This window comes from Aliidiomarina halalkaliphila (genome assembly GCF_007096385.1).
Classification (GTDB): Bacteria; Pseudomonadota; Gammaproteobacteria; order Enterobacterales; family Alteromonadaceae; genus Aliidiomarina; species Aliidiomarina halalkaliphila.
Genome location: NZ_VJWL01000003.1, coordinates 314,842 through 337,762, shown reverse-complemented (window position 1 = coordinate 337,762; position 22,921 = coordinate 314,842). Strand labels below are relative to the sequence as shown.

Genomic DNA, 22,921 nt, shown 5'->3' with positions numbered 1-22,921 from the left:
GAGGTGCGCATTCTACACGCCCCATTTTTTCTGTCAACCGCTTTCGGAAAGTTTTTTGTTTTCCTATGCTTCTGGTTAATCAGAAGGCCAAATTCGCGTAGGAAAACCTACTTTTTTGCGAACTTGCCGTTCGTCCGAAGACGAGAGGCGCATTTTAGGCATTTTTCATGATGGGTCAAGCCCAAAATTGTACATTTAAAACTGTTCGCTCAGGAATTGAGCAACGCTTATTTTGCCGGATGCTTAGATAACCGCTAAGATGAGGGCACGGTTGCTTGTTTTTCGTCACCGTTTCCTTATTGACTCTTTATTTTCACTTAATGCGAAAGGATTTTTATTATGAATCGCGCTTTTTCAGGCTTTCAGGTTGTTATCGCTGCTGTTGTAGCAGTTGTTTTTACCATTATTGCGCAGTTATTTATCGAAGCTCCAGACACTCTTGTTGTTTCCTTATTGGCGCTCGGTACGTTTTTAGGCGGGGTTGTGACTCCCTTTGTTTCTTTTTTCCTAAAGCAAAAGAAACAAGCCACGCAAACTACTCCAAAGAGTAAACGCTCGAGTAAAGGAACAGATAGCCGCACCCTCTATGTTGGCAATCTACCATTTAAAGTGACCGAAGAAGAAGTTGAAGGTATATTCGGCCGCTATGGTGAGGTGTATGAAGTACGTTTGGTGAAAGATCGTCGCACCGGTCGTAAGAAAGGCTACGGCTTTGTTGAAATGGAAGTGACTGGTGCAGACCTCGCTTTAGCGAAATTGAATGATCGTGATTTCGAAGGGCGTACCTTAAAAGTTCGAACCGCTCACGCTGATCAGAACGAAGAGTAAATCCTTGATGAAGGTTTTATAGAAAGGAAGAGGCCAGCATAACGCTGGCCTCTTTTTTACAACTATTACTTACCGGTTGGGGTTAGTAAGAAACAGTCACATCATCGGAACATGTTTGCGTTCCAGCTTCACACACTTTGTACGTTAAAGTACCGCTTCCGCGTAAGTTAGTTACATCGGTGTAAGACCCAGTGTTTGCTACTGTGGCTACTGAAGAACCGTTACGGAAGATAGTTACGCTTGACGAGTCAGCACCAGACCATGTGAGATCGGCACGTGCGCGACCTTGAACTTTATAGGTTGATGCACTCAGAGTGATTGACGCGCCATCATCGCCGCCATTATCACCACCGTTATCGTCATCGCCGCCGCCATTATCACCACCAGCACAGCCATTCGCTGTCAGGTAGTCATACGCAGCTTTGGCTTTCACAATACCGTGACCATAGTAGTTATCACGACCGGCTGCACCACGATCTTCCGCAGTCGCGTTAAGCGCCGCACGGATTTCATCGTTAGTACATTCAGTAAAGTGACTCCATACGAGTGCCGCAACACCTGCAACGTGAGGAGACGCCATCGACGTACCGTTGTAGCTTGCCCAATCGCTTGCACCAACAGATACTGACGCTGAAGAACCGACGCTACCTAAGGCAGTTTGACCATCAGCTTGGCTGATACCCACGGCTGGAATGTTTACAGAAACACCACCAAGGGTACCGTTTAGTGGGCCTGATTCGTTGTTATAAACAACTGCCGCAACACCGCCGCCATTTTGGCACGCGAGTACTTTATCGGCGAAGCTAATTTGGCCGCGCTCCATCAAACACACATTACCTTGCGCGCCCTGACAGGTTGACGTACCCAACCCACAGTCAATCAACGCACCTGAACCTTCGCCCTCAGGCGAACCGTCCATAGCTATGGCGCTGTATGTACCGCTGCCTGCGCTGAACAACGAAAGCTGACCCATGCCACGAGGCACTGTAGACATCACGTCAACGCCTGGAGCAGCAATCTCAACTTCATTGTTGTACTGTGAAAACGATGCATGGTTACCGTCGCGGTCTACCGCAGCAACCGAATATACCGCTGGGTATGAAGCAGGATATGAATGACGATTGTTACCGCCGTTACCTGCGGCTGCAACACTCAACACACCGTCATCGTTTAAACGCTGGAATGCATTGCGTTCCGTAGTGCTTGAGAAAGAACCACCCAAGCTCATGTTGATCACGTTCGAACCATAGTTCGCGCACTGATCAGCAGCAGCAATCAGGCTTGACGAATACGCCCAACCACTCTCGCTAAATACTTTAACAACATGGATGTTCAATTGGCCGTTTGGCACAACACCAACAACCCCTAAGCCATTGGCAAGCGCTGCAATAGTACCGGTAACGTGGGTTCCGTGACCGTTTTCGTCAGTGAACCAGTTACCTGTACCGCTATCAAAGACACCATCAACACCTGAAGTTTGTAAATCTGGGTGACCCAGATCATAACCCGAATCGATCACGCACACTTTTCGGTTGCCCGCTAGCGCTGCGCTTACCTGATCCGCTTGCACCATCATAATGCCGTAAGGCAGGTTAGGTTCAAACTCTGTGCTATACAGTTCGCGCTTCACATCTTCTTCAATGTAAAGAACGTTCGGGTTGCGCTCAAGGCCTCGCAATGCTTGCGCTGGCACTTTAATCGCCATGGCATTGTCGTTTGATAAATCAACAACAGTGCGGCCACCGGCACGCTCAACCGCTTGTTGTACAGCAGCTTTAGCGCCTGGCTGGAATGCAACGATGACGCGCTCTTCATCATTTGCGATAACAGATGGTGCAGCCAGCAATGAAGCGACTGCTGCAGCGATTGCGCCGCGTGTGAATACTTTTGTCTTTGACATGAATTATACCTTGTTGTCCTGAATATTATTTTTATCCTTCCGAAACGAAGTTCCCTAAAGCTCCTTGTAACTACCAAGCGCAATCGCGCCCAACGGCTCTGTTCGAGTTGTTATTATTTTGTGAACAGCGTTTAGGGATGTCTATTAATAACTGAACCCTAGGTATAACAAAATAGGGGTTTACCCCTGTATTTGAGTAAAAGTGCGGATTAAATGAAAAACAGGTAGAATGCGCGGCCTAGAAAACGTCGACTCAACACAGGTGTTAGTTATGCAAAAACCAATCGATCTCGGTGCGGCTTATCAAGCCCAATTGGCGGAGAAATCTGATCGCCTCACCACCTTGCTCACACCTTTTGCAGCACCTGCATTGGCAGTATTTCCATCCCCTCCTGAACATTACCGCATGCGTGCGGAATTTCGCGTGTGGCACGATGGCGATGATCTTTACTATGTGATGTTTAATCCTGAAACCAAAGAGAAGTACCGAGTCGATCAATTCGCCGCTGCAAATGTACTGATTAATCAGCTCATGCAGGGGGTGTTAGATTTTATTCGCGATAAACCGCAACTGCGACGCAAGCTATTTCAGGTGGATTTTCTTACGACCACCACAAATGAAGCGCTCATTTCCTTGCTTTACCATCGGCAGCTCGATGACGAATGGAAAGCGCATGCCGAACACCTGCGCGACCACCTTCAGCAGTTCGCTACTGTTGATTTGATCGGCCGGGCCCGAAAACAAAAGGAAGTATTGCATCGCGATTATGTGGTGGAGAAACTCACGATCCACGAACGGCCCTATCAGTTCGAGCATATCGAAAATAGTTTTACCCAGCCCAATGCTGCAGTGAATACTCATATGATTGAGTGGGCCTGTGATGTCGCCAAAGATGCGCAAGGGGATTTGTTAGAGCTCTATTGCGGCAACGGGAATTTCAGCTTGCCCTTGGCAAGTCAATTTCGTCATGTGCTGGGCACGGAAATTAGCAGAACCTCGGTAAACTCGGCGAAGAAAAACATTGCCATGAATGGCATTGAGAATGTTCGCATCGAACGCTTATCTGCCGAAGAGTGCTCTGCCGCGATCAAGGGCGAAGCCTTGCCGTCGCGGCTGCAAGATATTGACTTAACGAGTTATGATTTTACCACCGTGCTGGTGGATCCGCCGCGGGCGGGACTTGATGAGATGACCGTAGCCATGGTTGCGGAGTTCCCAGCGATTATATATGTATCTTGTAATCCGGAAACACTTGCGGAGAACTTGAAGGAATTAACCAAAACCCATGATATTCAGCATGCGGCCTTATTTGATCAATTCCCGTTTACGCACCATATCGAAGCGGGCGTTTACCTTACACGGAAAGCTTAAACCGTACTTTCGTTCGCCTGCTTTGCAGCTTCCAGCGCGCTGTGCTGGGCGGCTTCCACTTCCTCGCACGGCTTGTTTCTATTTTTCACGCGGCACAAATGCAAGTTCAGAGTGTGTGCAACAACGATAAACGCCGCTCCCGTCAAAATAAGTAATGGTTCCCATGTACTTCCAAAGGTGTTCTTACCGAAATACAGCACCCCACCTAAGGCGAGAAAGAAAAACGGTGTCCAGCTCCGGTGGTGACGCATGCCCATAAACACGGCCACACTACCAATCAACAAACTGATAGAAAGGATAATGCGTTCGAAGAGTTCAAAGCCCAAAAACGACAAGCCCACCAACGCTAATGTTGGTAATACAACAGGGACTAATAGGCAGTGAATGGCGCACAAAACGGCGACAATAATTCCTGCTTTATCGAGGGGCTTGTGGTACATACGCGTGATCTAACCTTGGACTGACTAAAAAATTTAGGATGTAATAATATAACAAAGAGTGCGAAATTGAAAGGCGACTTTTTGACCAGCTCGCTACCAACTAGGCTCTCTCAATAGGAAACGACAGTACCTGACTAATGTCTTGTGCTCCCACGCGAAGCATCAGCAATCGATCTAAACCCACCGCGATGCCAGCGCATTCAGGTATGCCCGCATCTAACGCCGCAAGGAAACGTTCGTCTACCGGCTGTTCTTGCAAACCGAGCGCTTTCCGCTCCCGATTATCCTGCTCAAAACGTTGGCGCTGCTGCTTGGCATCGGTAAGTTCCCAAAATCCATTTGCAAGTTCTAATCCCTGATAAAACAACTCAAAACGATGGGATACTCGCGGGTCATCGGTGCTTAGCTTGGCAAGCGCCGCTTGCGACGCTGGAAAGTGCGTTACAAAACACGGCCGCTCCTGCCCAATATTCGGCTCCACATACATACTCATGGCTAACTGCAAAAGTGTATCGGCGCTGTCACTTTCATCGATGGCGCTTCCATAGCCATCATGAAGTAACCGTTGCTTTAATTCGGCAATGCCCGCTGAGGTTAATGGATCAATGTTGAGCTCACGCTGAAACGCATCTTGATAGGTAACATACTCCGCTTCCGCGCAGCCAAGAATATCCCGCACTAAGACGTCGGTTTCCGCCATCAGATCCGCATCGCTAAAACCAGGCCGATACCATTCGAGCATGGTGAATTCGGGGTTGTGGCGCACGCTAATTTCATCATCGCGTACCACCTTACAAATCTGATAGATGGAACCGCTCCCTGCCGCCAACAGCCGTTTCATCGCGTATTCTGGTGACGTTTGTAGATAGAAGGTTGTTGGGATTGGCATCCCCGGCCCCTGCAATTGCGCCGTCACATTCTGAAGGTGCACATCAGTGACACCCGCGTGAGACAGGAGCGGCGTGTCGACCTCAAGTACATCGCGTTCAGCAAAAAAAGTGCGAATACGCCGAAGCATATCCGCACGATTATGAAGCACGTTCCACGATGCCGTGGGTTGCCAGCGAACGTCGGTCATTCGAGCGCTTATTTTACCCGTGACACGTATTCGCCAGACCGCGTATCAACCTTGATCACTTCGCCGATTTGCACGAATAAAGGTACGCGCACCACTGCACCGGTACTTAAAGTCGCCGGTTTTCCGCCAGTTCCCGCGGTATCACCTTTCAAACCAGGATCGGTTTCAACGATTTCCAACTCAACGAAGTTTGGCGGTGCAACGTTAATCGGCTTGCCGTTCCAGAGTGTTAACGTACACACGTCCTGTTCCACCAACCATTTTTTATTGTCACCGACAGCCGCGTCGTCCGCTGCAATTTGTTCGAAGGTTTCGTTGTTCATGAAGTGCCAGAACTCGCCATCTGCATACAAATACGCAAGTTCAACATCCACTACGTCCGCACCTTCAACGCTATCGCCAGACTTGAAGGTTTTCTCAACCACCTTGCCAGACAATAATTTACGAATGCGTACCCGGCTAAATGCCTGACCTTTGCCTGGCTTAACCATTTCGTTCTCAAGAATCACGCACGGCTCGCCGTCCTGCATGATTTTTAAGCCCTGTTTAAATTCATTTGTACTGTAATTGGCCATGAGCCCCTCGTGCCTTCGATAACGAATTTGAAAAACGGCCTAATAATAAACCAAAGCGAATTGTATTTCAGGTAAAATAGTTGACTCAAGTGATGAATACGTCGATTCAATGGAGCTTAGCACCTAGCGTATGGCAGACCACGCATTCAATATTCAACTCCAAAGCAGTTGGCAGCGCGAGCTGGCCCAATCCTTTACCTCGCCGCAAGCACTCGCCGACTATTTGCAGTTACCTGCCGATTGGGTGACTGCGCACGAGTCTGCGCGCTCTTTATTTCCTATGCGAGTGCCTAAGCCTTTTGCTGCATTGATGGAGCCAGGCAACACCCAAGACCCATTGCTGTTGCAGGTGCTTCCACAAAGTGATGAGTTTGCGCAGGTGCCTGGATACAGCACGGACCCATTAGACGAGAAAAACGCCAGTCAGATTCCCGGGTTACTGCACAAATATAAGAGTCGTGTATTGGTGATCTTTCGTGGGGGATGTGCGGTAAATTGTCGCTATTGTTTTCGGCGCCACTTTCCCTACCAAGAGCATCACATTAGCAAATCAGACCTAGACCATATGTGCGACTACATCGCGCAGCACCCAGATATTAATGAAGTGATCCTCAGCGGCGGTGACCCCTTAATGGCAAGTGACGCGCATGTAGTGGATGCCTTACACCGCTTTACCGCTCTGGCACAAATTCGGCGCGTACGCATTCATACACGCCTACCTGTGGTCATTCCCCAACGCCTTACTTCCGATCTCGGTGACGCACTCAGTTCATTGCCCGTTCCAGTAACAATGGTGCTGCATATTAACCACGCCCATGAGGTTTCAACAGAGCTAAGTGATTTTGTCGCTCAGTGGCGCCAGCGCGGAATCCACTTTTTAAATCAAAGCGTTTTACTCAAGGCAATTAACGACAGCCTAGATGCACAGATAGCCCTTCACGAAGCCGTGTTTCGCGCCGGCATACTGCCCTATTATTTGCATCAGCTCGACCCGGTGTCTGGAGCGGCCCACTTCGCAGTCGACGATGCCAAAGCGTTGAAGCTACATCAACAAATGCAATCCCAACTTCCCGGATTTCTGGTGCCCACTTTAGTGCGCGAGCTAGCAGGGGAACCCAATAAAACACCGTTGCGCTAGAAGCTCTCTCTCCATTGTTTGCCAACCAATAAAAAACCACCGTTACAAAGAACGGTGGTTTGGTATAGCACTATTGTTTACTTAATCGTCTGCTTTAAAAGTATTTTTAAACCAGCGATCCAACATGGCACCTTCGTACTCAATGAGCTCAACGCCTCGGCGCCGCTGCTTTGATTCCAAACGACCTTGACCAAAAAGCTCTCGGCCTCGAATATGTTCATCGCCGGCCTGAACTTCATTACCATCCGCATCTACGAGCGAGTAAGTTAGTTTCATTTCCGGATAATAGCCCGGACGAATCACGCGCATTTGCTTCGGTTGACCTTGTAAGTCATGCATTTCCACCAAACCCGCTAGCATTACGTCTGTCACGATAATAGAAAGCGTGTAGCCGTCAGGTAGATCTGCTGCGAGCGACTCAAACTTGCTTTCGAAAGCCGCAAACAACTGCTCTTGAAAGCGTGCTTGTTGCATATCAGCCGCTTGAATATCTCGATAGCTACTTGGATCTTGCCAAGTAACTTTCACATCCGCAGCGTTCACTGCCACGGAAACAAACATCGTGCTAGTGATCAACGCGATCCACAATGCTTTCATATATGCCCTCCTTCAAGGTAACGCATCTCATCTTAGGTATAGTTGTTACGCCGGTTTACTACAAGTGGATGCCTACCGCTATTTCGTAAAGAATTGTCAAAGATGTGGATAGAAAAAAGGGCGGTGCTCGCGCACCACCCTTTTTCAAACACCAGAGGTCGCCAACGCAATGCGTTGGCTGCCTTAGGAATGGGCTTACATCATGCCGCCCATGCCCATATCACCGCCAGGCATGGCTGGTGCGTCTTCCTTTGGAAGTTCAGCCACCATTGCCTCGGTGGTAATCATCAGGCCAGCGATTGATGCAGCAAACTGCAGTGCAGAACGGGTTACTTTTGTTGGATCCAAAATACCCATTTCTAGCATATCGCCGTATGTGTCGTTACCTGCGTTGTAGCCGTAGTTACCTTCACCCGCTTTCACGTTGTTGGCAACAACTGAACCTTCCGCGCCAGCGTTGGCAGCGATCTGGCGCAGTGGCGATTCCATTGCGCGCAGTGCTAAACGAATACCCACGTTTTGGTCTTCGTTGTCGCCCATCAGCTCAGAAAGCTTGCTTGCGGCACGAACCAATGCCACACCGCCACCAGGAACCACGCCTTCTTCAACGGCAGCACGAGTTGCATGCAGCGCATCTTCAACCCGGTCTTTCTTCTCTTTCATTTCTACTTCGGTTGCAGCACCTACTTTAATTACCGCAACACCGCCGGCAAGCTTCGCTAAACGCTCTTGTAGCTTCTCGCGGTCGTAGTCAGAGGTTGTTTCTTCCATCTGCTGACGAATTTGCGTGACGCGTCCTTCAATGGCTTTATGGTCGCCAGCGCCGTCAACAATGGTGGTGCTGTCTTTGTTGATGACAACACGCTTCGCGCTACCCAACTCTTCTAGGGTCGCTTTTTCTAGCTCCATACCGATCTCTTCAGAAATCACGGTACCGCCAGTTAAAGCCGCGATATCTTGTAACATCGCTTTACGACGATCACCAAAGCCTGGTGCCTTCACCGCGGCAACTTTCACGATGCCACGCATATTGTTGACTACCAAGGTGGCTAAGGCTTCGCCTTCCACGTCTTCAGCGATCATCAACAATGGCTTGCCTGATTTTGCCGTGCCTTCCAGTACCGGCAACAACTCACGGATGTTGCTGATCTTCTTGTCGACCAACAAAATCAACGGATTGTCGAGCTCTACAGAGCCAGACTCTTGATTGTTGATGAAGTAAGGAGACAAATAGCCACGGTCAAATTGCATACCCTCAACCACGTCGAGTTCGTCTTGCAGACCTTGGCCTTCTTCAACGGTGATCACGCCTTCTTTGCCCACTTTGTCCATAGCTTTTGCGATGATCTCACCGATGGTGCTATCTGAGTTCGCAGAAATGGTACCTACTTGAGCAATAGCTTTGTTGTCGGCACAAGGCTGAGAGATTTTCTTCAGCTCTTCAACCGCGGCGATAACGGCTTTATCAATACCGCGCTTCAGATCCATTGGGTTCATACCCGCGGCCACTGCTTTTAAGCCTTCGGTTACAATTGATTGCGCTAACACGGTAGCGGTCGTCGTACCGTCACCGGCTTCATCATTCGCCTTAGACGCCACTTCTTTCACCATTTGTGCGCCCATGTTTTCGAACTTATCTTCTAGCTCGATTTCTTTGGCAACGCTCACACCGTCTTTGGTGATGGTTGGAGAACCAAAGGATTTTTCGAGTACAACGTTACGGCCTTTCGGGCCCAGGGTTACTTTTACCGCATCTGCTAAAACATTCACGCCTTTTAGCATCTTCTGACGCGCAGTATTTCCAAATTTCACTTCTTTCGCTGCCATCTTCCTAATTCCTTCTCTTTAAATACGTTGTTCAATATGCTTGCAAAGACAATTATTCAGCCACTGCCAGAATGTCTGACTCGCTCATAATGAGGTATTCTTCACCGTCAATTTTCTCAGTTTTCACACCGTAGCCTTCACTGAACAGCACAACGTCGCCAACTTTCACATCTAATGGCTTTACATCGCCATTGTCGAGAATGCGACCGTTGCCTACGGCAATCACTTCACCGCGCGTTGATTTTTCTGCAGCCGAACCGGTGAGTACGATACCACCTGGTGATTTGCTTTCAGCTTCAGCGCGCTTAACAATCACACGATCATGTAATGGACGAAGTTTCATTCGAGTTACTCCTACTCAATGATAGTTTGTTTGGGTTTCAATAAGGTGATGCTCGCAAGCTCACCTCGGTTTAAAAAATTCGTGACGTGCTTTACCGCACTCGGGTGTTCTGAAAATGGGGGCGGCCCAATGGAATACAAGGGGCAGATCGCAAAAAATTACTTATCGTCGCGATCATCGCGCTGGATACGCTCTTGATCGGCGTCTTCCGCTTTATATTCACCTTCAAAGGTACGTCCGCCCTGTGATTCATTGCTTGGCCCTCGAGGATCACTGCCGGGGCCACGTGGGCCTGCACGAAATGAACCATGCATATGTACCCCGCCGTGCATGGTATGCATTTGCATCCGTTGCATGACTTTTCGCGCAAAGGCTTGTCGGAATCCCGGTAACAAAAACACCACCGCAACAATATCAGTCACAAAGCCAGGCGTGACAAACATCACCCCCGCCATAAAGATAATCATGCCTTCCGCTAACTGCTGCCCTGGCATTTCGCCCATGGCCATACGTTGTTGCGCTTGCGACCATGCCCGCAGGCCTTGGCTCCTCACCAACGAGGCACCCACGACCGCGGTAACGATCAGCAACAAGATCGTATTTAAGCCACCGATCACTTGCCCCACTTGAATCAAAACCAGAATCTCGATTAAGGGAACCACGATAAATAGAAGCAGTATTACTGGAAACATAAGTCACCTTGTCTTGGTTATCTCGCATACATGGGGCATCATACCCCTGTTTTCAAGTGCTCACATTCGAAGAGTTGGAGGTTCAAATGACCCTCATGGTGTTTTGTACCGTACCTGATATCGAAACCGCTCGTGATTTAGCTAGCCGCTTAGTAAAAGAAAAACTGGTGGCTTGTGTGAACATTCAGCCTGGAATTGAGTCGGTATACGAGTGGCAAGGAAACATTGAGCAAAGCAATGAAGTAATGCTGATATTAAAAACTACCGACGAGCGCTATCAAGCGCTCGAGCAACAGCTGCAAGAATGGCATCCCTACGATACGCCGGAGATTCTAGCTGTGCCTGTCGCCAAAGGTTTGTCGGATTATATACAATGGGTCGCCGAGGTCACGGCACGAACATGAGGTAACCAATACTGTGCGTACACGTAGTAGCAAACGTTTTTCCCGCTGGTTCAATTGGATTGGTGTACTTTTTCTGGTGTGGGGTGTCGCTCAGGCGCAACCATCATTCTTCTCTAATGCCGAAGGTGAATTCCTGCCGGTGCACCAAGCCTTTCCTTTTTCATACAGTCAGGATGGCGACCGCCTGTATCTCAATTTTGAGATCACGGAAGGCTACTACCTATATCAGCATCGCTTTGGTTTAACGCCTGAAACTCTCGTCAATGAACTTCACCCGCTCCCCGAGGGCATCGCGCACAATGATGAGTTCTTTGGTGATTCCATAATCTATCGAGATTTTGTAACCCTAACCGTGGACCTTGCTCAAGCACAAACTGGGGATGTATTAACAGTGCGCTTTCAAGGCTGTGCCGATGCCGGGCTGTGTTATGCACCAGCCACCGTGGATGTGTTCCTCGATGGTACTACGGGGGCAGGGCCAAGCGGAAGCTATCAGCTCGAGGATTTTTCCAGTACCTCACCAGCACCTGCTACCGGCGTATTTAGTTTATTACAGCCAGACCGTATTTGGCTGACCGCCGGCATTTTCTTGTTGCTCGGTCTAGGACTCGCATTCACACCCTGCGTGTTCCCCATGTATCCGATTATCTCAGGCATTATTATTAACCAACAGCAAGGTGGACGCTCACTCAGTGTGCGGCGTGGCTTCTGGTTGTCATTCGTATACGTGCAAGGAATGGCGATCACCTACACCCTATTGGGTATTCTGGTAGCACTGGCCGGAATGCAATATCAAGCTTACTTGCAACACCCGGTGTTACTCGGAGTTCTCGCGGCGTTATTTGTAGTTTTTGCGCTGGCGATGTTTGGTGCGATTCGCATGGATATGCCCAGTGGTCTAAAACAAAAACTCACGGAACTTAGCTCCAAGCAAAAAGGCGGTGTGTACCCAAGTGTATTTATGATGGGTGTTTTATCAGGCCTAATTGCATCACCATGCACCACGGCGCCACTCTCGGGAGCATTGCTCTTTATTGCCCAATCCGGCGACGTCTTTGTCGGTGGTTTTGTGCTTTACGCTCTGAGTTTAGGCATGGGCATACCACTGATTTTAATTGGGATGTCCGGTGGCAAACTATTGCCGAAGAGCGGCCAGTGGATGAATACCGTGAAAATCCTATTTGGCATCTTGATGTTGGCAGTCGCCATATTCTTGGTAGAACGTCTGTTGCATTACAGCATTGCCGGTTGGGTCTGGATTGCTTTCTTTGTGGGCAGTGCTGCCTTATTACTACGGGAACTATGGAAACAACTCGGAACCACAGGACGAGCCATTAGTCTTATCTTATTACTTGGCTACGCCGGCGCCGGTGTAAAGTGGCAATTACCGTACGTTGATGGCTCTTTCGCCGAACGTAAATTGCAATTTACCATGGTGAGCGATCTGAGCGGACTGCAAGAGCAGATAGCCAAAGCTAATACACAAGGCCAATGGGTTATGCTTGACCTCTATGCCGACTGGTGTGTTGCCTGTCTTGAACTTGAGCGTTACACCTTCGCCGATCCTGAGGTACAAAGCACCCTTAACGACTTCCATGTGCTGCAAGCAGATGTGACGTCTATTAGCGCCAACAACACGGCGCTGTTAAGTGAATATCAAGTATTAGGCCTCCCGACGGTGCTGTTTTTCAATCGCGATGGCGAAGAAATGACCGAATGGCGCGTTACTGGATTTATCGATGCAGAGCAATTTAACAACCATTTACGGCGAATAATGCAGCAATGATGCGGCAATAATAGAAAATCCGATGCTTTAGTGATGGCGTCGCGGTTCAGAAGCAGCAAACATTGCTGCGAATTTCGCTGATAAGACCAGTATTTTGCTGCGAAAACGAAATTATTATTTATAATGACCCGAACCTTGTTGAAAGTTTCGGGTCTTTTTTATACTTAGGCCGAAATATTTCAATTTCGCAGCAGATAGCGACACGATGACAGATAAAAAACATATTTTTGTGGTGAACGGACCGAATCTAAACTTGTTGGGTACACGGGAACCCGACGTTTACGGAACCACGACCCTGAACGACATCGAATCAATGCTGCGCACGGAAGCCAGCCAGCTTGGCCTCTCGATAAGCTTTATCCAGAGCAATGCCGAGCACATATTGATCGACGCAATTCATCAGGCGCGTGGTCAGGCCGATTTCATCATTATCAATCCCGCTGCGTTCACGCACACCAGTGTTGCGTTGCGCGATGCTCTACTCGGGACAGGGATTCCTTTTATTGAAGTGCACCTTTCAAATGTGCACGCTCGGGAGCCCTTCCGACGTCATTCGTATTTTTCCGACTGTGCCAAAGCCGTGATTTGTGGCCTAGGCGCACAAGGCTACCACTTTGCATTGGCTGCAGCGGCAACGCAGCTTTCGAATTCAAATTAAACTAGTTAAAGGTTATTCAGCTAATGGATATTCGTAAAATTAAGAAACTGATCGAACTGCTCGAAGAGTCTGGCATCTCTGAGTTAGAAATTACTGAGGGTGAAGAATCAGTACGTATTAGCCGCCACTCGGCAGCCCCTGCTTATCCGCAAATGACGCACATGCAAATGCCGGCGCCCCAGCAAGCGGCACCAGCTGCAGCACCAGCGGCCGCTCCTGCCGCTGAGCCGAAGGCAGAAGAGATTTCTGGTCATGTGGTGAAATCGCCGATGGTTGGTACCTACTATGAGTCGCCAGCCCCTGGCGCGAAGGCCTTTATTACTGTTGGTCAACGCGTGAACGTAGGCGATACCCTCTGTATCGTTGAAGCCATGAAAATGATGAATCATATCGAAGCCGACGTATCCGGTGTGGTGAAGCAAATTCTGGTAGAGAATGAAGCTCCCGTTGAGTTCGATCAGCCATTATTCGTGATCGAGTAAGCCACGCGTACGCAAAAAAGGCACTTGTTATGCTAGATAAAGTAGTGATTGCGAACCGGGGCGAGATTGCACTGCGAATTTTGCGAGCCTGTAAAGAGCTTGGCATTAAAACGGTGGCAGTCCATTCCACGGTCGATAAAAATTTGAAGCACGTGCTGTTAGCGGATGAGTCCATTTGTATTGGTCCGCCTTCAGCCACCGAAAGTTACTTAAATATTCCGCGTATTATTAGCGCAGCAGAAGTCACCGACGCAGCCGCCATTCATCCAGGCTACGGGTTTCTTGCAGAAAACGCTGATTTCGCCGAGCAAGTCGAAAATTCCGGATTTATCTTCGTTGGTCCAACGCCTGAAGTTATTCGCATCATGGGTGACAAAGTATCCGCGATTGAAGCCATGAAAAAAGCAGGTGTACCTTGTGTACCTGGTTCCGGTGGCCCACTCGACGATGACGGCGAGAAAAACAAAAAGATCGCCAAACGCATCGGCTACCCTGTGATCATTAAAGCGGCCGGTGGTGGCGGTGGTCGCGGTATGCGCGTTGTACGCGAAGAAAAAGACTTACTAAAATCCATTCAAGCTACTCAAAGTGAAGCCCGTTCTGCGTTCGGTAACCCTGTTGTGTATATGGAAAAGTTTCTTGAGAACCCACGCCATATCGAAGTTCAGGTACTCGCCGATGGTCAAGGCAATGCGATTCACTTAGGTGAACGTGATTGCTCTATGCAGCGTCGCCACCAAAAAGTGGTAGAAGAAGCGCCTGCGCCAGGGATCACCACTGAGATGCGTAAGAGCATCGGTGAGCGTTGTGCGCGAGCCTGTGTCGAGATTGGTTATCGCGGTGCCGGTACCTTTGAATTCTTGTACGAAAATGGCGAGTTCTATTTCATTGAAATGAACACCCGTATTCAGGTTGAGCACCCGGTAACTGAAATGGTCACCGGAGTCGATTTGGTGAAAGAACAGTTGCGTATCGCCGCCGGTCGACCACTGTCTATCAACCAAGAAGACATTATTGTGCGCGGTCATGCCATTGAGTGTCGGATTAACGCCGAAGATCCGAAGAACTTTATTCCGTCACCGGGTACCATCAATCGCTTCCATCCTCCGGGTGGTATGGGCGTGCGTTGGGATTCCCACATCTACACGGAATATCGGGTACCGCCAAATTACGATTCAATGATTGGTAAGCTGATTACTTACGGCGAAAACCGTGATGTGGCCATTGCGCGCATGCGCAACGCGTTAAGCGAACTGATTATTGAAGGCATTAAAACCAATGTTCCGCTGCAAAAAGATATTATGGCAGACGAGAACTTCCAGCACGGTGGCACCAATATCCACTATTTGGAGAAAAAGCTCGGGCTGAGCTAAATCCAATTGTGCTAAACTATGCCCCGTAATCGGGCGCCGACATACACCAAAGCTCAGGTTCCTCCTGAGCTTTTTTATTGGCCCCAGAGATTTATTGATTGATAAAGAGATTGCCATGGCTTGGATACAACTCACCCTCACTACGAAAGAAGATTACGGACGGCAACTTGGCGATATTCTTATGGCCAACGGCGCCCAAGCGGTGACCTATCGCGATGCAAAAGACGCCCCTATCTTCGAGCCGGGTCCCGGCGAAGTCCCTTTATGGGAGCTTTCTCAGGTGACGGGTTTGTTTCCTGCCGAAACCAATATGCAGCCCGTAATAAAAAATCTTGCCAAAGTGAGCTTTCTGGAAAAGCCCTTGCGCTATAAAACCGATCAATTAGAAGATAAAGATTGGGAACGGGAGTGGATGGACAACTTCAAGCCCATGGATTTCGGCAACGGCCTATGGATCGTTCCATCATGGCATCAGCCGCCCCACCCGGACGCAACTAATATTCTCCTCGATCCGGGCATGGCCTTTGGCACCGGTACCCACCCCACCACCTCTATGTGTTTAGCCTGGATCGGCGAGACTGAGCTTCAGGGAACAAGCGTCGTAGATTTTGGCTGTGGTTCTGGCATCTTGGGTATTGCCGCGCTTAAGCGGGGCGCTGCGCATTGTGTAGGCACGGATATCGATCAGCAAGCACTGCTTGCCACGCGTGAAAACGCAGTTTTGAACCACGTGTCCGATCAGTTTGACGTCTACCTTCCAGAGTTTGCGCCAAATGAACCTGTGGATGTCGTGATTGCCAATATTCTGGCAGGCCCGTTGCAGGAGTTAGCACCTATCCTGTTGAGTTACCTCAAACCGGGTGGTCAGATTGCACTTTCCGGAATACTTGCACGGCAAGCGGAGGATGTTATGGCGGCCTATACACCAGAGGTAACCTTTGCCCCTGTGCGTTACCATGACGAATGGTGTTTCCTACACGGAACACGGCAAAAATAACAACTCATTAACAGGCGTCCGCGAGAGAGTCTTTCGGACGCTAAAGTCAAGTGTAAAAATTGCAATTTTATTCAAATTTGGTCACTTTCTCGCCTTTTCTTTAGGCGCTAAATTCCCTAAAATTCTCGTCCCTTTCGCTGAACAGAAAATAACCGATGCGGATAGGTTCCTACGAATTGACGAACAATGTGTTACTCGCACCCATGGCTGGGGTGACCGACCTGCCGTTTCGTCGATTGTGCGTTCAATTAGGTGCAGGGATGGCGGTATCCGAGATGCTTTCGAGTAATCCGGATGTATGGGATACCGAGAAATCTCGCGCACGAATGGTACATACACAGGAACCGGGAATTCGAGCGGTCCAGATTGCCGGATCCGATCCGGAGTTAATGGCGCGAGCGGCTCAGCACAATGTGCAGGAAGGCGCTCAGATCATTGATATCAATATGGGCTGTCCAGCGAAAAAAGTGAATAAGAAGCTCGCAGGATCTGCGTTATTGCAAGATCCCGCATTGGTGGAGCGCATCGTCACCGCAGTTGTGCAAGCGGTTGATGTTCCGGTCACCTTAAAGATTCGAACCGGGTGGAACCCGGAGAATCGCAATGGCGTAGACATTGCGAAAATTGCCGAGCAAGCAGGGATTCAATCGCTCGCAGTTCATGGACGCACTCGCAGCTGCATGTATAAAGGCCACGCGGAGTACGACACCATAAAGGCGATCAAACAGGCCATCTCCATTCCTGTAGTCGCTAACGGCGATATCACAACGCCACAGCAAGCTCGCGATGTACTGCTGTACACGGGAGCCGATGCAGTAATGGTGGGACGAGGAGCCCAAGGAAACCCTTGGATTTTTCGAGAGATCGTGCATTTTTTGAATACCGGCTCGGAATATACTCCGCCTACGGGTCAAGAAATCACAGAGGTAATGCGGACACATTTAAACGCGTTGCACGAATTTTACGGCGAACAACGTGGGTTACGCATTGCCCGCAAGCACATCGGTTGGTACTTGCAGGGGAACTTGGCAGATAAGCCCGGTGCAGCGAACTTTAAACGCGCCTTTAATGCGTTAGAAAGTGCGCCAGCCCAATTGCAGGCACTTGAAGAATATTTTGTTAACTTAGACGAGAAATAAGAGCGCTATTATGTTTGACCAAAACGCAAATCGTGAAGCAGTATCGACACCTTTGACTACCATTGGCCAGAATTCAAATCCGAAGCCATTACGCAATTCGGTAAAGCAAGCGCTGAATAACTTCCTTAAGCAGCTGGATGGTCAAGATCCAGAAGAGCTGTATGAGTTAGTTCTCGCAGAAGTCGAAGCACCATTGCTTGAAGAAGTGATGACCTATACCCGCGGCAACCAAACCCGCGCAGCAACCATGCTTGGCATCAATCGCGGTACATTACGCAAGAAATTAAAAAAGTACGGCATGAACTAACGGATCATCGCCAAAACTATTGTGGAAAAGCGCTGTCGAAATAACAGCGCTTTTTTATTGGCTAAGACCTGCCCGAAAAACTTTCTGTAGCGCAACTTTGCGCTCGTAGGTAACTTCGGTTAGAGTGAGTTTTCTTTTCTTGTAGTAACGGATACCGCCTTGATGAACAAACTATTGATCCCTGTTTTTGCCATCCTTGTCGCGATCGGAATTTTTCTAAGTTCAAGCAATGGAAACGACGTCGCCGAGGTAGATACTCACGATCACAGCGCCCTAGTGAATGCCATTCGCGAAGGAAATCCGCGCTTCGCCAATGCTAGTGTTATTGTGCATCGGAACCTCAGTGAGTTCGGCTTTAACGATCTCTACGAAATCAGCTTAGGTGGACAAAGCATGGTGGTAAGCAGCGACGGTCAATATGCCTTCGTGGGCGATTTTTTCGAACTTGCCAGTATTACCAACTTGAGCCAAGAATTCCGCGCGCAGCGTATGGCTGAAATCGCCTCAGAGGAAATTCCGAACTTACCGCAAGAGATGCTCGTGAGCTATCCAGCGAACAGTAACGTGAGCGAAGTGGGAGCCATCTATGTGTTTACCGACCCAACCTGCGGTTATTGCCGTCGCCTCCATGAAGAGCTTGATATTTATGCTGCTTCAGGTGTAAGCGTTCACTATCTACCATACCCGCGCACAGGATTACAGGGCGGACGCGATTTCGATCAGTTAACGACGATTTATTGTGCCGATGATCAACAAGCCGCCATGAACGACTTTAAAGCCGGCACCCAAGGTAGCACCTATGCTCAAGTCGATAAGACAGAAGCATGTCAGCGCACCGTACGTGAAGGCTACCAGCTTGGTCAACGGATTGGCGTTACAGGCACACCATTTATTGTGTTGTCGAACGGCGGCGTTATTAACGGTTACCAGCCGGCGCAACAAATCGTACAGCGATTACGCCAAGGCGGTTAATCACCAACGCCTTTGACTTCGCTTCACTGCGCTTTTCGCGTATAATGCTGAGCCGCATCCATCATGCGGCTTCTCCTCCTCGGTGCGCCCGTGATGTCCCCTTCACGCTAGCAAATTACGAGACCTGACCATGAGCCAGATTCGTCCTATTCGTCGCGCACTATTAAGCGTTTCCGATAAAACCGGCATTGTTGAATTCGCCGAAGCCCTGCACGCCCGCGGTATCGAAATTCTATCCACCGGCGGCACCGCAAAACTTCTTGAACAAGCCGGTGTACCCGTGATTGAAGTGTCTGCACATACAGGACAGCCGGAAATTATGGATGGGCGAGTAAAAACGTTACACCCAAAAATTCATGGCGGAATCTTAGCAAGGCGCGATCAGGACCAGGCGGTGATGGATGAACACGGTATTGCACCCATTGATTTGGTAGCCGTTAACCTATACCCATTCGCTGATACCGTAAAAAAACCAGGGTGTACGCTAGAAGATGCCATTGAGAATATCGATATTGGCGGCCCCACCATGGTGCGCGCGGCAGCCAAGAACCATCGTGATGTCACCATCGTAGTCAATGCAACTGACTATGACCGCATTCTTGGCGAACTTGCCGACCTTGATGGTGTGACCGATGAAACGCGCTTTGATTTGGCCATTCGTGCTTTCGAGCACACGGCCGCATACGACGGTATGATTGCAAATTACTTTGGCCAACGTACCAACGACTACCAAGCACCCGATCGTTTTCCACGCACCCTTAATTTTCAACTTCATAAGAAGCAAAACCTGCGCTATGGCGAAAACGCCCACCAACAAGCGGCGTTCTATGTGGATCCAAGCCATCAGGAACCCTCGGTGGCAAGCTCAACACAGCTACAAGGCAAAGAGCTTTCATTTAATAACATTGCCGACACTGACGCCGCCCTTGAGTGTGTAAAGTCATTCCATGAGCCTGCCTGCGTCATCGTCAAACATGCGAACCCCTGTGGTGTCGCCGTTGGCGAAAACATTTTTGACGCTTATGAGCGCGCGTTCAAAACCGACCCAACCTCAGCATTTGGCGGCATTATTGCCTTTAACCAGCCGCTCGATGAAAAAACAGCCCATGCCATTATCAATCGTCAGTTCGTGGAAGTGATCATTGCACCGGGCGCCAGCAAAAAAGCACAGACGATCGTTGCGGCGAAAAAGAATGTGCGCTTGCTGGTCACCGAACCATTCACCAAGCGCCAAGCACAACTAGATTTCAAGCGGGTTCAAGGTGGACTGCTCGTCCAAGAAATCGACCATGGTGTTGTTGCCGATGTCGACTTAAAAGTAGTCACCGAAGTGGCTCCGACGGAACAGCAACTCAGTGATTTGCGCTTCGCGTGGAAAGTCGCTAAGTATGTGAAGTCCAACGCAATCGTGTACGCGAAAGATGGCATGACCATTGGTGTCGGTGCTGGCCAAATGAGCCGGGTATATAGCGCCAAGATTGCCGGCATCAAAGCCGCTGACGAAGGACTCGAAGTTCCGGGTTCAGTGATGGCATCTGATGCCTTCTTCCCGTTTCGCGATGGTATCGATGCAGCAGCGGCAGCGGGAATTAAAGCCATTATCCAACCTGGCGGATCCATTCGCGATGAGGAAATCATTGCAGCTGCAAACGAGCATGGGATCGCTATGGTCTTTACCGGCATGCGTCATTTCCGTCACTAATCTTAATAGGAAACATCAACGTAGTGTCATGAGTGCATGCAGGGGTTCAACACAAATTTGAATCCCTGCTACGCTTATTAGCACGAAATTACACTCAATGTACGCATGACCCATATGCATGCTCGTGCATGCATGACAACTACGAATGCAAGGAGCGTTTATGAACATCCAAGCAAAAATCCTGTTAACAAGTGTGGCCGCTGTTTGTGCCATGTCATTTAGTGCTCTGGCTATTGCCCATAACCACGGTGGTAATCAAGCCCTTAAAGACGCCATTGCGGGCGAACATCGCACGCCGGCGTTTGTTGCCCGTGATTCATTTCGCAACCCCTATGAAACGCTGAACTTCTTCGAAGTGAAGCCAGATATGACCGTGGTCGAGATTTGGCCGGGTGGTGGTTGGTATACAGAGATACTCGCCCCGTACCTGCATGATAACGGCACCTTATACGCGGCGCATTTCTCAACAGACCATCCACGGGAAATGTATCGCAACTCGCGCACCCGATTTGATGAAAAGATGGCCAGTCATTCCGTGTATGAGAACGTCATCGTCACATCATTTGCTCCAGGCACTGAGCATGATATTGCGCCTGCCGGCAGCGCTGACCGCGTACTAACCTTCCGTAATCTGCACAACTGGTTTATGCAGGGCCAAGAAGAAGGCATTAGCGATGCCTTTGCTGCATTCTATGCTGCGCTGAAACCAGGTGGCATTCTCGGGATTGTCGATCACCGCTTACCTGATGATCGTGCCGATGAAGAAATGCAATCCTCTGGTTATATGAAAGAAAGCTGGGCGCGCGCTTTTGCGGAAGCTGCCGGATTTGAATATATCGGTAGCAGTGATGTGAACGCGAATCCAAATGACACAGCGGATCATGAAGGCGGTGTGTGGGCGTTACCCCCCACCTTACGCCACGGTGATATCGACCGTGAACATTATCAACGCATCGGGGAGAGCGACCGCTTTACCCTGAAATTTCGAAAACCTGACGCGTAGGAAAAAAGCATGAAGGTACTGGTGATTGGCGGGGGTGGTCGCGAACACGCCCTCGCTTGGAAAGCGGCGCAATCGAGCCGTGTTGAACATGTATTTGTAGCCCCTGGCAATGCTGGCACTGCAGCAGAAGCACATATTTCCAATGTCGACATTGCCGCCGACGATATTTCGGGCCTGCTCGCCTTTGCTCAAAAGGAACGCATCGATCTCACTATCGTAGGCCCAGAGGCTCCGCTTGTACTTGGCGTGGTGGATACATTTCAGGCACACGGATTGGCGATTTTCGGCCCCACCAAAGGGGCTGCACAACTGGAAGGCTCTAAGGCGTTCTGTAAAGACTTCCTCGCCCGTCACCAGATTCCCACTGCCGCCTATCAAAATTTTACCGATATTGAGCCGGCTAAAGCCTACGTGCGCACTCAGTCATTGCCTATCGTGATCAAGGCCGACGGCCTTGCCGCAGGCAAAGGGGTGATCATTGCCGAATCACTCGAACAAGCCGATGCAGCCATCGATGATATGTTAGCTAGTAACAAATTCGGTGATGCTGGCAGCCGGGTGGTCATCGAAGAATTCTTAGTGGGCGAAGAAGCCAGTTTTATTGCCATGGTCGATGGCGATACCATTCTGCCATTTGCATCTAGCCAGGATCACAAAGCCCGTGATAACGGCGACAAAGGTCCGAATACAGGTGGCATGGGTGCGTATTCTCCCGCGCCTGTGGTCACGCAAGCGGTCAATGATTGGGTGATGGAACACGTGATGCGGCCTACCGTGGAAGGCATGAAAGCGGAAGGTAACACCTATGTCGGTTTCCTCTACGCTGGTTTGATGGTGGCACCAGACGGTTCCGCGAAGGTTTTAGAATACAACTGTCGGTTTGGCGATCCAGAAACTCAGCCGATTATGATGCGCTTACAATCCGACTTAGTGGAATTGTGTTTAGACGCATTAGCGGCTCGTTTAGGCACTACGCCAATTGAATTTGATCCGCGCGCTGCTGTGGGGGTTGTACTCGCTGCCAGGGGCTATCCTGAGAGCTATCGCAAAGGCGATATTATTGAAGGTATTCCTGCTGCCACTGAGAACAGCAAAACTTTCCACGCGGGCACCGCACTTAAAGACGAGAAAACCGTAACTGCAGGTGGTCGGGTGCTTTGCTGCACGGCCATGTCCGACTCCGTCACCACAGCACAACAAGCTGCCTATAAACTGGTTAAGCAGATTCATTGGGACGGTGTGTATTACCGTACCGACATCGGTCATCGCGCCATAAAACGCGAGCAAGTTTAACGACACAAACAAAAA

23 protein-coding genes are annotated in these 22,921 nt (G+C 49.6%); 15 read left to right on the top strand and 8 right to left on the bottom strand.

The features are described from left to right. Positions 1–339 precede the first annotated feature (339 nt). Complete coding sequence (locus tag FM042_RS10230) at positions 340–828, top strand: RNA recognition motif domain-containing protein (RefSeq protein ID WP_143236326.1); 489 nt, start codon at positions 340–342, stop codon at positions 826–828. Positions 829–910: 82 nt separating this feature from the next. Here the strand turns inward: FM042_RS10230 and FM042_RS10225 are convergent, their stop codons facing one another. Then, positions 911–2,728: a S8 family serine peptidase gene (locus FM042_RS10225; protein WP_143236325.1), complete on the bottom strand. Its 1,818-nt coding sequence runs from the start codon at positions 2,726–2,728 to the stop codon at positions 911–913. A 271-nt stretch (positions 2,729–2,999) separates the two neighbouring features. Here FM042_RS10225 and trmA point away from each other — a divergent pair, with 271 nt between their 5' ends. Continuing rightward, on the top strand, positions 3,000–4,100 hold the full coding sequence (trmA, locus tag FM042_RS10220; RefSeq protein WP_143236324.1) for a tRNA (uridine(54)-C5)-methyltransferase TrmA: 1,101 nt from the start codon (positions 3,000–3,002) through the stop codon (positions 4,098–4,100). On the opposite strand, the gene FM042_RS10215 is transcribed toward trmA, so the two are convergent. The 3 genes from FM042_RS10215 to efp form a co-directional block, all read right to left on the bottom strand. Further along, complete coding sequence (locus FM042_RS10215) at positions 4,097–4,540, bottom strand: MerC domain-containing protein (protein ID WP_143236323.1); 444 nt, start codon at positions 4,538–4,540, stop codon at positions 4,097–4,099. The genes trmA and FM042_RS10215 overlap by 4 nt on opposite strands. A 100-nt stretch (positions 4,541–4,640) precedes the next feature. After that, the gene (gene epmA, locus FM042_RS10210; protein WP_143236322.1) at positions 4,641–5,618 is read right to left on the bottom strand and encodes an elongation factor P--(R)-beta-lysine ligase; all 978 of its coding nucleotides are present in this window, start codon (positions 5,616–5,618) and stop codon (positions 4,641–4,643) included. Between the two features lie 8 nt (positions 5,619–5,626). Further along, positions 5,627–6,193: an elongation factor P gene (efp, locus tag FM042_RS10205; protein ID WP_143236321.1), complete on the bottom strand. Its 567-nt coding sequence runs from the start codon at positions 6,191–6,193 to the stop codon at positions 5,627–5,629. 130 nt (positions 6,194–6,323) lie between these two features. Between efp and epmB the strand changes: the two genes are divergently transcribed. Continuing rightward, positions 6,324–7,331 carry an EF-P beta-lysylation protein EpmB gene (epmB, locus tag FM042_RS10200; RefSeq protein WP_143236320.1) on the top strand — a complete coding sequence of 336 codons (1,008 nt, stop codon included), beginning with the start codon at positions 6,324–6,326 and terminating at the stop codon, positions 7,329–7,331. Positions 7,332–7,412: 81 nt separating this feature from the next. Here the strand turns inward: epmB and FM042_RS10195 are convergent, their stop codons facing one another. The 4 genes from FM042_RS10195 to FM042_RS10180 form a co-directional block, all read right to left on the bottom strand. After that, positions 7,413–7,928, bottom strand: coding sequence for a DUF3016 domain-containing protein (locus tag FM042_RS10195; RefSeq protein WP_143236319.1), 516 nt, complete (start codon positions 7,926–7,928; stop codon positions 7,413–7,415). A 195-nt stretch (positions 7,929–8,123) separates the two neighbouring features. Then, positions 8,124–9,755: a chaperonin GroEL gene (groL, locus tag FM042_RS10190; protein WP_143236318.1), complete on the bottom strand. Its 1,632-nt coding sequence runs from the start codon at positions 9,753–9,755 to the stop codon at positions 8,124–8,126. Between the two features lie 52 nt (positions 9,756–9,807). Then, on the bottom strand, positions 9,808–10,098 hold the full coding sequence (locus tag FM042_RS10185) for a co-chaperone GroES (RefSeq protein ID WP_143236317.1): 291 nt from the start codon (positions 10,096–10,098) through the stop codon (positions 9,808–9,810). A gap of 158 nt (positions 10,099–10,256) precedes the next feature. Next, positions 10,257–10,790 carry an FxsA family protein gene (locus FM042_RS10180; RefSeq protein WP_143236316.1) on the bottom strand — a complete coding sequence of 178 codons (534 nt, stop codon included), beginning with the start codon at positions 10,788–10,790 and terminating at the stop codon, positions 10,257–10,259. An 86-nt stretch (positions 10,791–10,876) separates the two neighbouring features. On the opposite strand from FM042_RS10180, the gene cutA reads away from it, so the two are divergent. From cutA to purD, 12 genes are all read left to right on the top strand, one after another. Then, positions 10,877–11,194 (top strand): divalent-cation tolerance protein CutA, encoded by a 318-nt coding sequence (cutA, locus tag FM042_RS10175; protein ID WP_143236315.1) that lies wholly within the window; start codon positions 10,877–10,879, stop codon positions 11,192–11,194. Between the two features lie 13 nt (positions 11,195–11,207). Continuing rightward, complete coding sequence (locus tag FM042_RS10170) at positions 11,208–12,980, top strand: protein-disulfide reductase DsbD (RefSeq protein ID WP_232366421.1); 1,773 nt, start codon at positions 11,208–11,210, stop codon at positions 12,978–12,980. A gap of 205 nt (positions 12,981–13,185) precedes the next feature. Next, positions 13,186–13,638, top strand: a complete 453-nt coding sequence (aroQ, locus tag FM042_RS10165; protein WP_143236313.1) for a type II 3-dehydroquinate dehydratase — start codon at positions 13,186–13,188, stop codon at positions 13,636–13,638. Between the two features lie 23 nt (positions 13,639–13,661). Beyond that, positions 13,662–14,120: an acetyl-CoA carboxylase biotin carboxyl carrier protein gene (gene accB, locus FM042_RS10160; protein ID WP_143236312.1), complete on the top strand. Its 459-nt coding sequence runs from the start codon at positions 13,662–13,664 to the stop codon at positions 14,118–14,120. A 29-nt stretch (positions 14,121–14,149) separates the two neighbouring features. Beyond that, entirely contained in the window at positions 14,150–15,493 is a 1,344-nt protein-coding gene (gene accC, locus FM042_RS10155) for an acetyl-CoA carboxylase biotin carboxylase subunit (RefSeq protein WP_143236311.1), read from the top strand. Between the two features lie 115 nt (positions 15,494–15,608). After that, positions 15,609–16,490 carry a 50S ribosomal protein L11 methyltransferase gene (gene prmA / locus FM042_RS10150; RefSeq protein ID WP_143236310.1) on the top strand — a complete coding sequence of 294 codons (882 nt, stop codon included), beginning with the start codon at positions 15,609–15,611 and terminating at the stop codon, positions 16,488–16,490. 155 nt (positions 16,491–16,645) lie between these two features. Further along, complete coding sequence (gene dusB / locus FM042_RS10145) at positions 16,646–17,629, top strand: tRNA dihydrouridine synthase DusB (protein ID WP_143236309.1); 984 nt, start codon at positions 16,646–16,648, stop codon at positions 17,627–17,629. A 10-nt stretch (positions 17,630–17,639) separates the two neighbouring features. Next, positions 17,640–17,936: a DNA-binding transcriptional regulator Fis gene (gene fis / locus FM042_RS10140; protein WP_143236308.1), complete on the top strand. Its 297-nt coding sequence runs from the start codon at positions 17,640–17,642 to the stop codon at positions 17,934–17,936. Positions 17,937–18,098: 162 nt separating this feature from the next. Next, positions 18,099–18,908, top strand: coding sequence for a DsbC family protein (locus FM042_RS10135; RefSeq protein WP_143236307.1), 810 nt, complete (start codon positions 18,099–18,101; stop codon positions 18,906–18,908). A gap of 130 nt (positions 18,909–19,038) precedes the next feature. Continuing rightward, a complete protein-coding gene (gene purH, locus FM042_RS10130) occupies positions 19,039–20,610 on the top strand; it encodes a bifunctional phosphoribosylaminoimidazolecarboxamide formyltransferase/IMP cyclohydrolase (RefSeq protein WP_143236306.1) in 1,572 nt (523 codons plus the stop codon). Positions 20,611–20,770: 160 nt separating this feature from the next. Beyond that, entirely contained in the window at positions 20,771–21,613 is an 843-nt protein-coding gene (locus tag FM042_RS10125; protein WP_221931530.1) for a class I SAM-dependent methyltransferase, read from the top strand. 9 nt (positions 21,614–21,622) lie between these two features. Beyond that, entirely contained in the window at positions 21,623–22,906 is a 1,284-nt protein-coding gene (gene purD, locus FM042_RS10120; RefSeq protein WP_143236305.1) for a phosphoribosylamine--glycine ligase, read from the top strand. The last annotated feature ends 15 nt before the right edge of the window (positions 22,907–22,921 follow it).

What these genes read in the sequence shown, in the direction of transcription:
- epmA (WP_143236322.1), bottom strand. Translation starts at nt 5,618, where the DNA reads ATGACCGACGTTCGCTGGCAACCCACGGCATCGTGGAACGTGCTTCAT.
- fis (WP_143236308.1), top strand. Translation starts at nt 17,640, where the DNA reads ATGTTTGACCAAAACGCAAATCGTGAAGCAGTATCGACACCTTTGACT.
- FM042_RS10185 (WP_143236317.1), bottom strand. Translation starts at nt 10,098, where the DNA reads ATGAAACTTCGTCCATTACATGATCGTGTGATTGTTAAGCGCGCTGAA.
- dusB (WP_143236309.1), top strand. Translation starts at nt 16,646, where the DNA reads ATGCGGATAGGTTCCTACGAATTGACGAACAATGTGTTACTCGCACCC.
- purH (WP_143236306.1), top strand. Translation starts at nt 19,039, where the DNA reads ATGAGCCAGATTCGTCCTATTCGTCGCGCACTATTAAGCGTTTCCGAT.
- groL (WP_143236318.1), bottom strand. Translation starts at nt 9,755, where the DNA reads ATGGCAGCGAAAGAAGTGAAATTTGGAAATACTGCGCGTCAGAAGATG.
- FM042_RS10125 (WP_221931530.1), top strand. Translation starts at nt 20,771, where the DNA reads ATGAACATCCAAGCAAAAATCCTGTTAACAAGTGTGGCCGCTGTTTGT.
- FM042_RS10215 (WP_143236323.1), bottom strand. Translation starts at nt 4,540, where the DNA reads ATGTACCACAAGCCCCTCGATAAAGCAGGAATTATTGTCGCCGTTTTG.
- accB (WP_143236312.1), top strand. Translation starts at nt 13,662, where the DNA reads ATGGATATTCGTAAAATTAAGAAACTGATCGAACTGCTCGAAGAGTCT.
- FM042_RS10195 (WP_143236319.1), bottom strand. Translation starts at nt 7,928, where the DNA reads ATGAAAGCATTGTGGATCGCGTTGATCACTAGCACGATGTTTGTTTCC.
- accC (WP_143236311.1), top strand. Translation starts at nt 14,150, where the DNA reads ATGCTAGATAAAGTAGTGATTGCGAACCGGGGCGAGATTGCACTGCGA.
- trmA (WP_143236324.1), top strand. Translation starts at nt 3,000, where the DNA reads ATGCAAAAACCAATCGATCTCGGTGCGGCTTATCAAGCCCAATTGGCG.
- prmA (WP_143236310.1), top strand. Translation starts at nt 15,609, where the DNA reads ATGGCTTGGATACAACTCACCCTCACTACGAAAGAAGATTACGGACGG.
- epmB (WP_143236320.1), top strand. Translation starts at nt 6,324, where the DNA reads ATGGCAGACCACGCATTCAATATTCAACTCCAAAGCAGTTGGCAGCGC.
- efp (WP_143236321.1), bottom strand. Translation starts at nt 6,193, where the DNA reads ATGGCCAATTACAGTACAAATGAATTTAAACAGGGCTTAAAAATCATG.
- FM042_RS10135 (WP_143236307.1), top strand. Translation starts at nt 18,099, where the DNA reads ATGAACAAACTATTGATCCCTGTTTTTGCCATCCTTGTCGCGATCGGA.
- aroQ (WP_143236313.1), top strand. Translation starts at nt 13,186, where the DNA reads ATGACAGATAAAAAACATATTTTTGTGGTGAACGGACCGAATCTAAAC.
- FM042_RS10225 (WP_143236325.1), bottom strand. Translation starts at nt 2,728, where the DNA reads ATGTCAAAGACAAAAGTATTCACACGCGGCGCAATCGCTGCAGCAGTC.
- purD (WP_143236305.1), top strand. Translation starts at nt 21,623, where the DNA reads ATGAAGGTACTGGTGATTGGCGGGGGTGGTCGCGAACACGCCCTCGCT.
- FM042_RS10230 (WP_143236326.1), top strand. Translation starts at nt 340, where the DNA reads ATGAATCGCGCTTTTTCAGGCTTTCAGGTTGTTATCGCTGCTGTTGTA.
- cutA (WP_143236315.1), top strand. Translation starts at nt 10,877, where the DNA reads ATGACCCTCATGGTGTTTTGTACCGTACCTGATATCGAAACCGCTCGT.
- FM042_RS10180 (WP_143236316.1), bottom strand. Translation starts at nt 10,790, where the DNA reads ATGTTTCCAGTAATACTGCTTCTATTTATCGTGGTTCCCTTAATCGAG.